General features: G+C 51.6%; 8 protein-coding genes. All 8 read left to right on the top strand.

Annotated elements, in window-relative coordinates; genetic code table 11:
* Positions 1–12: 12 nt before the first annotated feature.
* The 8 genes from EHT87_RS12410 (at position 13) to EHT87_RS12445 (ending at position 14,856) form a co-directional block, all read left to right on the top strand.
* The gene (locus EHT87_RS12410; RefSeq protein WP_124906935.1) at positions 13–2,388 is read left to right on the top strand and encodes an ABC transporter permease; all 2,376 of its coding nucleotides are present in this window, start codon (positions 13–15) and stop codon (positions 2,386–2,388) included.
* A 71-nt stretch (positions 2,389–2,459) separates the two neighbouring features.
* Positions 2,460–4,886 (top strand): ABC transporter permease, encoded by a 2,427-nt coding sequence (locus EHT87_RS12415; RefSeq protein WP_124906936.1) that lies wholly within the window; start codon positions 2,460–2,462, stop codon positions 4,884–4,886.
* Positions 4,887–4,982: 96 nt separating this feature from the next.
* Positions 4,983–7,448: an ABC transporter permease gene (locus EHT87_RS12420; RefSeq protein WP_124906937.1), complete on the top strand. Its 2,466-nt coding sequence runs from the start codon at positions 4,983–4,985 to the stop codon at positions 7,446–7,448.
* Positions 7,449–7,758: 310 nt separating this feature from the next.
* The gene (locus EHT87_RS12425) at positions 7,759–10,164 is read left to right on the top strand and encodes an ABC transporter permease (RefSeq protein WP_124906938.1); all 2,406 of its coding nucleotides are present in this window, start codon (positions 7,759–7,761) and stop codon (positions 10,162–10,164) included.
* A 101-nt stretch (positions 10,165–10,265) separates the two neighbouring features.
* Positions 10,266–12,686 (top strand): ABC transporter permease, encoded by a 2,421-nt coding sequence (locus tag EHT87_RS12430; protein WP_124906939.1) that lies wholly within the window; start codon positions 10,266–10,268, stop codon positions 12,684–12,686.
* 24 nt (positions 12,687–12,710) lie between these two features.
* Positions 12,711–13,007, top strand: a complete 297-nt coding sequence (locus EHT87_RS12435) for a hypothetical protein (RefSeq protein ID WP_124906940.1) — start codon at positions 12,711–12,713, stop codon at positions 13,005–13,007.
* A gap of 203 nt (positions 13,008–13,210) precedes the next feature.
* Complete coding sequence (locus EHT87_RS12440; RefSeq protein WP_124906941.1) at positions 13,211–13,711, top strand: hypothetical protein; 501 nt, start codon at positions 13,211–13,213, stop codon at positions 13,709–13,711.
* Positions 13,712–13,950: 239 nt separating this feature from the next.
* Positions 13,951–14,856: a winged helix-turn-helix domain-containing protein gene (locus EHT87_RS12445; protein ID WP_124906942.1), complete on the top strand. Its 906-nt coding sequence runs from the start codon at positions 13,951–13,953 to the stop codon at positions 14,854–14,856.
* Positions 14,857–14,899: the final 43 nt, after the last annotated feature.

The following is a 14,899-nucleotide window of genomic DNA, read 5'->3' on the forward strand; positions in this document are numbered from 1 at the left end:
ATCCGGCCGATTATGTTACGCAACTACGTCAAAATTGCCCTCCGAAACCTTGCTAAAAATAAGGTTTTTTCGTTTATCAATATCCTGGGCCTGGCCGTAGGAATGGCCGTGGCGATGATGATCGGAATGTGGATTTACGACGAATTATCGTTCAATAAATTTCACCGGAATTACGACCGGCTGGCGCAACTATACATCCACCAGACCTTCAACGGCAGCACCGGCACCGGGCGAGCGGTTTCGATCCCGTCGGCAACCGAAATAAAAACCAAGTACGCTTCCAACTTCAAATACGTGTCAATGGCGTCCTGGAGCTTCGGCCATTTGCTAGTGCACGGGGAAAAGAAGATAAACCGCGAAAGCATGTATGTCGAGCCGGTTTTTCCGCAGATGCTTTCCCTAACCATGCTCAAAGGGAATGCCGCCACCGCCTTAAAAGAACCTCGATCCATCCTCTTGGCGGAGTCGGCTGCCAAAGCGCTGTTCGGCGAGGCTGATCCGATGAACAAGATCATCAAAGTCGATGCTAGAAATAATGTCAAAGTAACGGGGGTTTTTGAAGACCTCCCCTTCAATTCCGAATTCAACCGGGTGCAGTGCTATTTGACGTGGAGTGATTATCTGGCCGATGAGTCCTGGGTAAAAGAATCCCAGCAACAATGGAGCAATCACTCCTTTCAGTGTTATGCCCAAATAGCCGACCAGGCCACGATGGAAAGTGTTTCGGCGAAAATCCGCGACGTTGAGAAAAAGCATACGTCAGCCCAGGAAAACCCCGAATATTTCCTGCATCCCATGAGTCGCTGGCATTTGTATTCCGACTTCAAAGATGGGAAAAATACCGGGGGCGGCATCCAATTCGTTTGGCTTTTCAGCATCATCGGCGCGTTCGTATTGCTGCTGGCCTGCATCAATTTTATGAACCTCAGCACCGCCCGCTCCGAAAAACGAGCCAAAGAAGTCGGCATCCGCAAAGCCGTCGGTTCGCAACGGCGGCAACTGGTTTTTCAGTTCATCAGCGAGTCGATGCTGGTCGTTTTTTTCGCCCTGTTTCTGGCAATTGTCATGGTATTACTTTCGATTCCCGCGTTCAACGAACTAGCCGGAAAGAAGGTGAGTCTGCCTTATCAGGATCCCGCTTTCTGGGGACTGCTCCTTTCATTTTCACTGATCACCGGTCTTTTAGCAGGAAGTTACCCGGCTTTCTATCTATCGTCGTTCAATCCGCTGAAGGTATTAAAAGGGACGTTTAAAGTGGGCCGCTGGGCGACAATCCCCCGTAAAGTACTGGTGGTCATCCAGTTTACCGTTTCCATTACCCTCATCATTGGGACGCTCATTGTTTTCCGGCAAATTCAGCACGCCAAAAACCGCCCGGTTGGCTACAACCGCGAGGGTCTGTTGCAAATTTACATCGGCAGTATTCTCCGCGAAAAGTATGATCCTTTGCGGAATGATTTACTGAAATCGGGAGCGGTTTTTGAAGTGAGTAAATCCTCGAGTCCAACCACCTACATCAGTTCCAACCAGATCGGTTTTGAATGGGAAGGCAAAGACCCGCAGTCAATTCCGCTGTTCGGTGTGGTGGCCTGTTCGCACGACTTCGGAAAAACCATCGGCTGGCAGATCAAGGAAGGACGCGATTTCTCGCGGGACTACGCCACCGATTCCACCGCTTTTGTCCTCAACGAAGCAGCCGTCAAACTGACCGGACTCAAGAATATTGTGGGCAAAATCATTCGCTACAACGGCAAGGCGTGTCAGGTTGTCGGCGTCGTGAAAGATATGGTGATGGAGTCGCCGTATACACCCATCAAACCGACCATTTTTATGATCAATTACGGCTGGTCCAATGTCTTCAATATCAAGTTGATGCCTAATGTTCCGGTTGAAACCGCCGTTAAAAAAGTCGAAGCGATCTTTAAAAAACATGATCCGGATAGCCCCTTCAGTTTTCAGTTTGCCGACGTTGAATACGACGCCAAGTTCCGGGCCGAAGAACGCGTCGGGAAGCTGGCCCGGATTTTTGCGACCCTCGCCATATTCATCAGTTGCCTCGGGCTTTTCGGGCTGGCCTCGTTTGTAGCCGAGCAGCGCATCAAGGAAATTGGCGTTCGGAAAGTACTGGGCGCGTCGGTATTCAGTTTGTGGGGCCTGTTGTCCAAAGACTTCGTAAGGCTCGTTATTATTTCCTTTCTCATCGCCATACCCATTGCGTATTATTTCCTGAGTGACTGGCTGAAACAATACGAATACCGAACCGATATTTCCTGGTGGATTTTTGGCATATCCGGTCTGGGAGCCGCCATAATAACGCTGTTAACAGTGAGTTTTCAAGCTATAAAAGCCGCTTTGATGAACCCGGTTAGGTCACTTCGTTCCGAATAAAAAATAAAGAATTAAAAACAGAAAGGATGCTTTTCAACTCTTAATTCTTAGCTCATAACTCTTCCCTAAAAATGCTACAAAATTATTTTAAAATCGCCTGGCGGAATTTGATGAAGAACAAGGTGTTTTCGTTCATCAACATCATTGGGTTATCGGTCGGGTTAACCTGCTGCATCCTCATTACGGCGTATGTAGTCGATGAATTAAGTTACGATAAATACCCCGCTCAAGCCGGCCAGATTTACCGCGTAGGCTTGCATTTGCTCGGCAATGGGGCCATAACGGATTTTCCAAATGTGGATGTAGCCGTTGGTCAGGGCATTAAAAACGTTTTTCCGGAAGTCGAAGCGGCCACGCGGCTGATGCGGTGGAGCCAGGTGTTTATTCGCTATAAAGAAAAGCAGATCAAGGAGAAGTCGATTGCTATTGTGGACTCCAACTTCCTGGAAGTTTTCTCGATACCGTTTCTGGAAGGTGACGCCAAAACCGCCCTGAAAGAACCCCGTTCGATGGTCATCACGAAAGCGTTTGCGAAGCGGCATTTCGGAAATGAACCGGCACTCGGGAAAATTCTAACGTTTGGCAATGGCGAAGACGTTCGTAAAGTAACGGGCGTGATCGGGGCTATTCCCCAAAATTCGCATTTCCATTTTGATGCCTTTTTGAGTTTGGTCGACTTCCCCTATGCCCAAACCCAGACCTGGAGCAACGTCGGTACGTTCACCTACCTGGTGCTGAAAAAAGGCGCGGACCCGCAGAAACTGGAAGCAAAATTTCCGCAACTGGTTTCCGAGCACGTTGTGCCGGAAATCCAGCGCGACATGGGCGTCAGTCTGGCCGAAGCCAAAAAATCGGTCGGAACGTTCGTGTTCTATTTACAACCGCTGACAAAGATTCATTTGCATTCGGCTACGAAATACGAACTGGAAGCCAACGGAAACATCAATTACGTGTATATTTTCAGCGTTCTGGCGCTGTTTATTTTGCTTCTGGCCATTGTTAATTTCACCAACCTGTCGACGGCCGGAGCCGCCAAACGCTCCAAAGAAATCGGCATCCGGAAAGTGATGGGTTCCATCAAAGCCCAGTTAATGGGGCAGTTTCTGCTCGAATCGATCATTATTACCTTGCTGGCTCTCCTGCTTTCGATCGGCTTCGTGGTGCTGCTTTTACCCTTCTTCAATGAGCTGGCGGGTAAGCAAATCGAAGTTTATACGTTGTTCACTTTAAAAAGTATAGCGGGCTTTTTAATCCTGGGGTTATTCGTCGGTATTCTGGCCGGAATCTACCCGGCATTCTTCCTGGCTTTTTCCAAAATTACCGCCGTTTTAAAAGGCGGTTCCGTGCTTCAGTCGGCCGGCCGGGGCGGTTTGCGCAGCGGATTAGTGGTTTTCCAATTCGCTATTTCCGGGGCGTTGATCATTGCCACCATTGTCTCGTATCAGCAACTCAAATTCATGCAGACTAAAACGCAGGGATTTGATAAAGAGCAGGTTCTGGTTATTCACGATACGCACCTGTTAGGCACGAACGAAACCGCTTTGAAAGATCAGTTGCTTCAGGATAGCCGGGTTATTCAGGCGAGCCTTTCGCGCAGTGTTCCGCTCAGCACCGAGAACATGGATGGCACCCAGATTTACGGGAAAGATCCGGTGAAGAAAGCGAATACCAACGAGATTCAGACGGCCATTTTTCACGTCGACGACACGTATCTGCCCACGCTGGGCATCCAGTTACGGCAGGGGCGAAACTTTTCGAAAGCGTTTTCGACGGATTCGGCCGCAGTCATCATCAATGAAGCCACAGTTCGGGACTTAGGATGGGGTAAAACCAACCCGATTGGCAAAACGATTGTTCGCTCCGGGCGTCGTGAATTTACCGTGATCGGCGTCGTCAAGGATTTTCATTATGCCTCGGCCCGGCAAAAAATTGCCCCGCTGATGATGATTCTGGGCGGTAATTCCGGGGCGATTCAGGTGAAAGTGAAAGCGGGCGAGGTGTCGGATGCTGTAGCGTCTTTCAAACAAAAATGGGCCGCCCTGAGCCCATCGGCCCCTTTCACCTACACGTTTCTGGACGACCGCTTTGCGACGTTGTATGAAGCGGAGCAAAAAACCGGTCGGCTCTTTACGGTTTTTGCCGGTATTTCGATCGTCATCGCCTGCCTCGGTTTGTTCGGTCTGGCAACATTTACCGCCGAACAACGCACGAAGGAAATTGGCGTCCGCAAAGTGATGGGTGCCACCTCGTCCAGCATTGTGGTTTTGCTCTCCAAAGATTTCCTGAAGCTGGTTTTTATTTCCGTTCTGATCGCCTTTCCAATCGCGGGCTGGACGATGAATTACTGGCTGCAGGATTTCGCGTATCGCATCGACGTGGCCTGGTGGGTATATGTGCTGGCGGCTTTTCTGGCGGTCGGAATTGCCCTGCTGACGGTTTCCTTCCAGTCCATCAAAGCGTCGTTGATGAATCCCGTGAAGAGTTTAAAAAGCGAGTAATGTACCCACGGACTTTAGTCCGTGATTTGCAAATAATGCGCTCACGGACCGTTCGTGCGGTCCGTGGGTACGAGTCCAAACCTATCCTATGAGATTATGCTTCAGAATTACCTCAAAATCGCGTATCGAAACCTCCTTCGGCAGAAGAGTTTTTCGATCATCAACATCGTCGGTTTAACCGTCGGCCTGACCTGTTGTTTCCTCATTTTGCTGTTTGTGCGGCACGAACTGAGCTACGACCACTTTCAGCAGAAATTCGACCGGATTTACCGGATCAGCTATCTGCCCAAATTTGCGGGCCTGGAGCAACCCCTCGCCCTGACACCGCCCCCGGTATCACCGTTGTTGACCTCCAGTTTCTCGGAAATTGAGCAGTCAGCGCGGCTATTTCGGAGCAGTGCCACCATCGAACTGGTCAATAACCGCGCGGCCCAGCCCGTCAAGTTCGACGAAGAGCGGTTTTTCTTCGGCGATCCGGCCTTGCTCGACATTTTCTCGTTCCGCTTTCGGCAAGGCGACCCGCAGACGGCTTTGAAGGACAACTTTACGGTGGTCATCACCGACGAAATCGCGGCTAAGTATTTTGGCAAAACCAATCCGCTGGGCAAAACACTCTTGTACGAAGGCCAGCACCCGCTGCGGGTGACGGGCGTGGTGGAGAAATTTCCGGATAACGCGCACATTCACATTGACTTACTGTCGAATTACGAAACCATGTATGCGACGGAAAGTGAAAACGTTCGGCAAAACCTTCCGCAGAACTGGGTCATTTCACACGGGTATACCTACGTTTTGTTGCGGCCCGGAAAATCGCCGGAGTCGGTCAACGCCCGGTTTCCGCAGTTCCTGCTGACGCACGCCAACAAGCAGTTTGCCAAAGACATCGTATATACCCTGGAGCCGATGAAGGATTTTCATTTGCGCTCACAGGCGCAGGGCACACCCGAAGCGCCCGGTAGCATAACTTACATCTACGTTTTTCTCGGCATTGCGTTCATCACGCTGCTGATTGCCTGCATCAATTTCGTGAACTTGTCGACGGCCCGCTCGCTGAAACGGGCGAAAGAAGTCGGCATTCGGAAAGTGTTGGGTAGCCAAAAACAGCAACTGATTGCGCAGTTTCTGGGTGAATCGGTCCTGCTGAGTGCCATCGCCCTGATTCTCTCGTTCATTCTGATTGCGGTTTTGCTCCCGGTTCTCAACAACCTGACCGGCAAAGAACTAACCATGCGGTATTTCCTGTCCGACGGCGGTTTGCTGCTCTTTTTTGTCGGTATTGCCTTGTTGACGGGTTTAGTATCGGGCAGCTACCCGGCTTTTTTCGTCTCCGGTTTCCAGCCGATTGCTACGCTGAAAGGTCGGGCCGCGCTCGGTAGTTTTGTCAGCGGAAAAGTCAAAGGCGGGCAGTTGCGGCAGGTGTTACTGGGCGCGCAGTTTGTTGCGTCGATTGCGCTCATAATCGGGGCTTTGGTGGCGTTTCAGCAACTGAATTATATGAAAAACCAGCCGCTGGGTTTTGAGAAAGACTTCATCATTACCGCCAATACCCGAAACGAAAAGATTACCAACGTTTTTGCCAACCGATCGGATAGCACCTATTTCCGGCTGCGAACCTTCCGGGACATTCTGCTCAAAAATCCGCAGATCAAACAGGTAACCCTTTCGACGCAGCCCATGGGTTCGGGTTCGGTTCGGCGGAATGTGATTGCGGAAGGCCACGCGCCGGACGAGAACATTTTTATGGGAACGATGGGCGTCGACCACAACTTTGCCCAAACTTACGGACTCAAATTTGTGGCGGGTCGGGATTTTTCGGAATCGTTTCCGACCGATAAATCCGCGGCTTTCCTGATTAACGAAACCGGCGTAAAGCAACTGGGCTGGAAGTCGCCGGCCGTGGCCGTTGGCAAGTCGGTGAATCTGGAAGGCAAGCAGGGCAAGATCATCGGCGTCCTGAAGGATTTTCACAATCAATCGCTGCAACGCCCCATCGAAGGCATGTTGATGACCATCGACCAGCCGTTGCTGCGGCTTTTTTCCATCAAAATCCAGTCGCAGAACCGGGCCGAAACCCTGAAGTTTATTCAGCAGGAATGGGACCGGTTTTTCCCGGAAAAAGGCTTTGTTGCCCAGTTTCTGGACGATACGCTCGCCCAACTCTACGAAAATGAACAGCGGCTGACGAAGCTGATTGGCTACTTCGCCGGGCTGGCCATTCTGATTTCGTGTATGGGCCTCTACGGGTTGGTTTCGCTCGTTACGCAGCAGAAAACCAAGGAGATCGGCATTCGTAAGGTTTTGGGTGCCACGGTCAGCAGCCTGGTCGGTCTGGTGTCGCGCGATTTTATAATTCTGGTTGTGATTTCGCTCGTCATTGCCTCCCCGATCGCGTGGTGGGCCCTGACGAAATGGCTGGCGGAGTTTGCCTACAAGATCGAACTCTCGTGGTGGATGTTTGCCCTGGCGGGCGTTCTGGCGGTTCTGGTGACGCTGATCACGGTCAGTTTCCAAAGCATCAAGGCGGCTTTGATGAACCCGGTTACTTCACTGCGGTCGGAATGAAGAATGAAGAATGAAGACGGGGCGGCATCGGCCGTCCGACGCCCGAGCGGTTGGCTGACACATTTCAGTTAACCATACGGCAGCCCGTCTTAACTCTTAAAGCCTGTTTGAATGAACCGGGAAGCCCTGCAAGGGCGGTCTGTTAATAGGAGATGAAAGAATTATAGGTCATGTAGCTCCGGGCTAAAAACGCATTCAGGCCGCTCCTCCGGAGCTGTCAGCTGTGATGCACCAGGGTCTATTAACAGGACAGGCCTCCGGCCTTGATTCAAACATCTTCGTAATTCGTAACTCTTAATTAAAAAAGGACATGCTCAAAAGCTATTTCAAAATCGCCTGGCGGAACTTCCGCAATCAGCGGTTTTTCTCGCTCATCAACCTGCTGGGACTTTCCGTTGGAATGGCAGCCTGCCTGGTCATTGGACTGTACGTGACGTTCGAGAAAAGTTACGACAATTTTCATACCGACGCCGACCGGATTTACCGGATCGAACTCGATGGGTATCAGGAAGGGAAACTGGCCTGGCGGTCGGCCACATCGTATCCGGCCATTGGCCCGACCATGAAAAAAGACTATCCCGAAGTCGAGGATTTTGTCCGGCTTTACGACGCGAACAACGGCGTCGTCAGCTTTGGCGATAAGCATTTTCGGGAAACCAATTTTTTCTACGCCGATTCCAACGCGCTGTCGTTTTTCAAGATCGGTTTGCTGAAAGGTGATCCAAAAACGGCTTTGGTAGGTACCAGAAAGGTGGTTTTGTCGGAATCGACCGCGCGGAAATATTTCGGAGCGGCCGACCCCATGAATCAGACGGTCAAGCTGGATGCCAGTTCGTATCTGGTCACGGGCGTGTTTAAGGATTACCCAAAAAACTCCCACCTCGAAATCGACCTCCTGTTTTCGTACCGGACTGAACCCGATGCGCAAACCAGTTGGGGCTGGTACGATTTTTTTACGTACGTCAAACTCCGGCCCGCGACAGACCCGCAGAAACTGGAAGCCAAGCTGCCGGACATGCTAATGAAGTACAACGGCGACTGGTACCGTCAGTCGGGCAAACAAAACGTCCTGCTGCTGCAACCGTTACGCGATATTCACCTCGAATCGCACCTGAACCAGGAAGCCGAAGTGAACGGCGACGGCCGAACCGTGCAGTTTCTGGTGTGGGTGGCTTTCGCCATTCTGATCATTGCCTGGATCAACTACATCAATCTGTCCACCTCGCGGGCGCTCGACCGGGCGAAGGAAGTCGGTATTCGGAAGGTAGTGGGGGCGCTGCGGGGAGGCCTGATCCGGCAGTTTATTTTTGAATCTCTGCTGCTGAATCTGCTGGCCTTCGGCGTGGCCGTTACGCTGGTCTGGGCGTTGCTGCCGTTGTTCAATGAATTAACCGGAAAGCCGCTCGATTTTTCACAGTTTTTTGGTAATGCGCTCTGGATTAACGGTTTGCTCGTGTTTTTTATAGGCACGGTTTTGTCCAGTCTGTATCCGGCTTTTGTTTTGTCCGACTACCAGCCGATTGCGGTTTTGAAGGGGCGTTTTGCCCAAACGACGCGGGGCATGGCCTTGCGGCAAGGCCTGATTGTGGTGCAGTTTGCGGCTTCGGTAATGCTGATTATCGGAACGCTGACGGTTTACAAACAACTGCGCTACATGCAACAGCAGGAGTTGGGTTTTGACAAAGAACAGACGCTGGTCGTGCAGGCACCCGGTGCAACTGATGCGAGTTTTCCGACGCGTTCGGAAACGTTTAAACAGATGGTACTGCAGCAGAATCTGGCCCAAAGTGCAACGGCTTCGGCCTACGTGCCGGGAATCGAAATTCTGTGGACCGGCAGTTTCCGGCGCAAGGAACAGAACCGGCAAAGCTCCCTGACCATGTTTCTTACGTCCATCGACAACGATTTTCTGGCTAGTTACAAAATTGGGCTGGTGGCCGGACGGAATTTCAACCGCCGTTTCGGGACCGATTCGATGTCGGTCATTTTGAATGAAACGGCCGTGAAGACGTTCGGTTTCAAGTCACCGGAAGATGCGCTGAACAAGGATATTGCGTCGGGCGATAACGCATTGCACATTGTCGGCGTCGTGAAAGATTATCACCAGCAAGGGTTGAAACAGGCCAAAGACCCGATGATTTTTCTGTCGGTTTACCGCCGGCCGGATGAATTACGGAACCTGAGTTACTATTCACTGAAAGTCCGGACGGGCAATTTACCCGCCACGATTGCGGCCGTCGAGCGTCAGTATACGCAGGCATTTCCCGGAAATCCGTTCGAGTATTTCTTTCTGGACGAATTTTTCAACCAGCAGTATAAATCGGATCAGCAATTCGGAACGGTTTTCGGCCTGTTTGCCGGACTCGCCATTTTCATTGCGTCCTTAGGCTTGCTGGGCCTGATTTCGTTCACCGTGGCCCGCCGAACGCGCGAAATCGGTATTCGGAAAGTGCTGGGGGCCAACACTTCGACCATCGTGGTGTTGCTAACCAAAGATTTCATGAAGCTCGTGCTGATTGCCATCGTGCTGGCTGGCCCGGTGGCGGGGTATCTGATGGACGGCTGGCTGTCCGGTTTTGCCTACCGAACGTCGATGGGCGTCGGCATTTTCGTACTGGCGGGTGTGCTGGCAACGCTGATTGCCCTGATAACCATCAGTTTCCAATCGATTAAAGCCGCTTTGATGGACCCGGTGAAGTCATTGCGTTCCGAGTAATGAGGTAAGCGTGATGAGTTAAGAGTTGCTGGCGCATTTCTTTTTAACTCATCACGCTTACCTCATCATTCTTACTTATTAACGCTTAATTCTAACCTAAAATGGGTAATAACTACCTCAAAACCACCTTTCGCCACCTGTGGCGGAACCGGTTATTTACCACTCTCAACATCCTGGGGCTGGCCATTGGCATCAGCGGGTGCTGGGTCATTTACCGGATCGTTAGCTACGAGTTTAGCTTCGATAGTCAGCAGCCCAACCGCGAGCGGATTTACCGGGTGGTGAGTCATTTTAAGTCGGAGGATAACGAAGGGAAAAATGCCGGTGTGCCGATGCCGATGGCCGACGCGATCGACGAGCAGGTGCCGGGTCTGGAAAAAGTGGTACCGGTTTGGGACGACTGGAAAGAAAGTGTTCGGATACCGGGGGCCAAAGCCGGTTCGGACCGGTTTCTGGAACCGAAAAACCTCATTGTGACCAATAACCAGTATTTCGAAATGGTGCCGCACCGCTGGCTGGCTGGCAGTAGTGCTACGGCGCTGGATGCGCCCAACCAGGTGGTGTTGACCCAAAGCCGGGCCGAGAAATACTTCCCGGGCCTTCCGATGGCGAAGGTGCTGGGCCGGACGATGATCTACGACGATACGATAACCGTGCGGGTTTCCGGCGTGGTGGCCGACCTCGATTTTCCGAGCAGCTTTGATGCCAAAGAGTTTTTTCCAACCAAAGGAGCCCAAAACAGGAACCCGAACTGGGGCGGGGTAAGCTCCAATAACAAACTCTATATCGCCCTGGTACCGAACGCGTCCGCTCCGAACGTATTGAAGCAAATCAATGCGATTTCGGCTCTCAACGGCGCGGAGAATATGAAAAAATACCATTTCAAACGCTGGCATGAACTCCTGCCATTGGCTCAGGTGCATTTTTCGACCGAATACGGCGAAAACATGCGCAAGGCCAATCGCAACGTGCTCTACGGCTTGATGGGCATTGCGGCTTTTCTGCTGGTACTGGCGTGTATCAACTACATCAACCTCACGACGGCCCAGATGCCGCAGCGGGCCAAAGAGGTCGGTATCCGCAAAACGCTGGGCAGCTCACGCTGGCATCTGATCCGGCAGTTCCTGGGTGAAACGCTGGTGATCACCGCGTTAGCGATTGTGCTGTCGTATTGGGCGCTGGCGGCTTTTCAGGAATTAATACCGGAAGGCATGGACCGCTATACCGACTACTGGAAAATCGCCGTTTTTCTGCTGCTGCTTCTGCTGGGGGTTACGGTATTTTCGGGCTTGTATCCCGGCTGGCTGGTTACCCGCGTGCAGGTCGTGAGCATGATGCGCGGACAGGTGACCACGCAGGTTGGAAAAGGTGGCTTGACGATGCGGAAAAGTCTGATTGTCTTCCAGTTCGTGGTCGCCCAGTTGTTCATTGTCGGAACCATGCTGGTGGGGCGGCAACTGCATTATCTGCTCAATAAAGATCTCGGATTTAATCGGGAAGCGGTTTTGCTGGTCGAAACACCCTGGAAATTGCAAAACAAGCCGGCTTATAAAAACCGGAAGTTTACCATGCAGCAGGAACTGGCCAAACAACCCGGTATTGCCGGCGTGGCGTTGGGCAATGCGCCCATGAACAGCTCGTTCAACAGCAACAGCTTTCAATACAAGAATAAAAAAGGGCAGGTTGCCGAAAAACAGATGTTTCTCAAGTTTGTCGATACCACCCTGCTTTCCCTGTATAAAATACCGTTGCTGGCTGGTCGGAATTTGGCTCCGTCCGATACGGCCCGGGAATACGTGATCAACGAAACCGCCCTGCACGAATTCGGCATTCCGTCACCCCAGGAAGCGATCGGGAAATACATTCAGCAACTGGATGGCACCGCCATTCCGATTGTCGGGGTGGTGCGGGATTTTCACATCGGATCGTTTTATCAAAAAATTGAACCGGTTGTATTGATGAGTGAAAAGCAGAGTCTGCATACCTTCAATATAAAACTGGGTTCGCCCGATCCGGAACAATGGCAGGCGTCCATCCGGAAAATTGGGCAGGTCTGGAAACAGTTTTATCCGACTGAACCGTTCGAATACAAATTTTACGACAGCACGCTGGAAGAAATCTACGCCAGCGAGCGGAACATGGCCCGCATTATCAACCTGGCAACGGCGGTGGCCGTCGTCATCAGTTGCCTGGGCCTGTTCGGCTTGTCTACCCTGATTGCTTTCCAGCGGATTAAAGAGGTGGGCGTTCGGAAGGTTCTGGGCGCTACCGTCGTCAGTCTGGTGGGGCTGCTCACGCGGGACTTCCTGAAACTCGTGCTGGTGGCCATCCTGATTGCGTCGCCGATCGCGTATTATTTTACCGACAAGTGGTTGCAGGGCTTTGCCTACAAAGTGGGTATCGAATGGTGGATTTTTGGTGCCGGAGCGGTGATGGCTATCGCGATTGCCTTCCTAACGGTCAGTTTTCAGAGCATCAAAGCCGCTTTGACAAATCCGGTAAAAAGCCTTCGAAGTGAATAACTGAAATCCCAATCTCCTATAACTATGGCAGCACATATCGCTATTCCCATTCCCATGATGCCCGGCAAACAGGACATCGAAATCGAAGTCACCATCAACGGCAAGCGGCAAGAATTGCACTACCGCGTGGAGCTGTTTTACTGGGAAGACTGCAACATTCCGACCATCGACCGCGTGGATTGCATCCGGCAGATGCTGGCGGGTTATGATCAGGACTGGACGCTCTACTACATCGGTTCCCCCACCGACCAGTTTGTGCCCATCACGTTTGTCAAACGGGAGGATCTGGTGAAACAAAGGAAGCTGCTGGTCGAGTCTTGAGCGTTGTATCGCGGAGTTGAGCGGAGAAAAGGGAGTTAAGCAGAGATTTTTCACCTCCCCTTAACTCCCTTTTTCTCCGCTCAACTCCGCGAAATAACTCTTCTGAGAAGCTTTTACAATTCGTTTACAATGTTTTACCGGCGTTAATTGGCCGCTTTTGGAATGGGCCATACATTTGGTTCATCACTTAACGAAAAGCCGCCATGACAAAAAAATGGATTGTACTCGTCTTGTTTTTTGGTACGGTTTCCCAACCGTCCGTATTTAGTAGTTCCGTGCGGTTGATGGAAAACCGGACCACCGATTCTCACGAAAGCAAAAAGGCAACCGATGAGAAAAAAACGAAAGAATTTTCCGATAATCCTCTGCTTCTGGATGGTATTACGCTGGATTATTCCTTCTTCTCGCTCAGTAGCCGGGGCAAACTGACCGTGGTTGCCGGCGATCCCTATTCGCCCGATGCCGTCAAAATACCATTCAGGGTTTATCTGAGCCGGGACGGAAAACAACTGACCATGGGAAAAGCCAATATTCGTTGCCAGGCGTCCGAAATTGACCTGGCCGACGTACTGGCCTACGCGCACGTTGGTGACGATCTGGTGATTGAGCCGATCCGAAAAGAAGATGCGGTGGCCAAGCGCATCATCCCCCTGAAGCTTTTCTGGTTTCTTAAACTCCCGTTCAAAAAAGGAGACGGATGTTGACCGGTAGAGCATGGGGCCGTTTTTTTAAAAAATGAGTCGTTGTATTATACCGGCAAATTGACGTATTTTAATCACGATGACCCCATCAAAACGGCGGGAAGCGGATTGGAATCGAACCAGAAATGGCAGCCGTTCTGTGTGCCTATTTCGTTGCGCCTGTTAGATCGACTCATTTGTGAAAGACGAATTGCAGACGCTTCCGGCGGACGTTGTGCGGAAAGAATAAATCGAAAAGCAGTATGGGAAAAGTAGCCCGAATCATCACAACCAGTTTCGTTTTGTTAACGGGGCTGCTGTTTGTGCAGTTTGTTCGTTCGACCCCGAACCCGACGCAGGCTGAAAAAAGCCGTTTTGCCGAAAAAGTAAATCTGGCTCTTCGCCGAACCGCGCATCATCTCCTGGTGGCCGCGGGTGATTCGACGTCCCGGATTTCGCCCGTTCAACAGACCGATGCCAACACGTTTCTGATCCGCCTGGATCACCCGTTCAATTATGGTAAATTACCTGACCTGTTGCAGTCATCCTTGCAAATCCACGGTATTCAGGAGAGCTATGACGTGGCCGTATTGACGTGTTCGGATGGAAAAATACAACTGGGCTACACGGTTCTGGATGTAAACAAAAAGCAGACGGTACCTTGCAGCGGTCGTCAACAGGCCAGCGGGTGTTACAACCTGCAAGTCCGGTTTGCCGCGCCCGAGCCTGCGCCACAAACCGCTTCTGCCTGGTGGATGCTGGCCGTTGGCAGTATGTTGACGGCCCTGGTTTTCACGGTATGGCGTCGATCGACCACCCCGAAAGAAGGATTGGCTTCGGCACCGATGGCAGAAACAAGCCGGGCTATTCAGTTTGGAAATTCCAGCCTTGATCCCACAAATCTAACCTTGCTTTCCGGGCAGCAGGCGCACCAGCTGACGTACCGGGAAGCCAAACTACTCCGCCTTTTTGCCGGAAATCTGAATCAACTGCTTGAACGGGATTTTATCCTCAAATCGGTCTGGGAAGACGAAGGAATCATCGTCGGGCGCAGCGTGGACGTGTTTGTGTCGCGGCTGCGGAAACTGCTTCAGGACGACGCGACGCTCAAGATTGTGGCCGTGCACGGCGTAGGCTATCGGCTGGAATCCCGTACCCCCGGACTTTAGTCCGCGAACTAGTCACCGTGTAGTAGCACCAAAATAGTCAGCA

The organism is Larkinella knui (assembly GCF_003858645.1).
In the GTDB taxonomy this organism is placed as follows: Bacteria; Bacteroidota; Bacteroidia; order Cytophagales; family Spirosomataceae; genus Larkinella; species Larkinella knui.

What these genes read in the sequence shown, in the direction of transcription:
- EHT87_RS12410 (WP_124906935.1), top strand. Translation starts at nt 13, where the DNA reads ATGTTACGCAACTACGTCAAAATTGCCCTCCGAAACCTTGCTAAAAAT.
- EHT87_RS12415 (WP_124906936.1), top strand. Translation starts at nt 2,460, where the DNA reads ATGCTACAAAATTATTTTAAAATCGCCTGGCGGAATTTGATGAAGAAC.
- EHT87_RS12420 (WP_124906937.1), top strand. Translation starts at nt 4,983, where the DNA reads ATGCTTCAGAATTACCTCAAAATCGCGTATCGAAACCTCCTTCGGCAG.
- EHT87_RS12425 (WP_124906938.1), top strand. Translation starts at nt 7,759, where the DNA reads ATGCTCAAAAGCTATTTCAAAATCGCCTGGCGGAACTTCCGCAATCAG.
- EHT87_RS12430 (WP_124906939.1), top strand. Translation starts at nt 10,266, where the DNA reads ATGGGTAATAACTACCTCAAAACCACCTTTCGCCACCTGTGGCGGAAC.
- EHT87_RS12435 (WP_124906940.1), top strand. Translation starts at nt 12,711, where the DNA reads ATGGCAGCACATATCGCTATTCCCATTCCCATGATGCCCGGCAAACAG.
- EHT87_RS12440 (WP_124906941.1), top strand. Translation starts at nt 13,211, where the DNA reads ATGACAAAAAAATGGATTGTACTCGTCTTGTTTTTTGGTACGGTTTCC.
- EHT87_RS12445 (WP_124906942.1), top strand. Translation starts at nt 13,951, where the DNA reads ATGGGAAAAGTAGCCCGAATCATCACAACCAGTTTCGTTTTGTTAACG.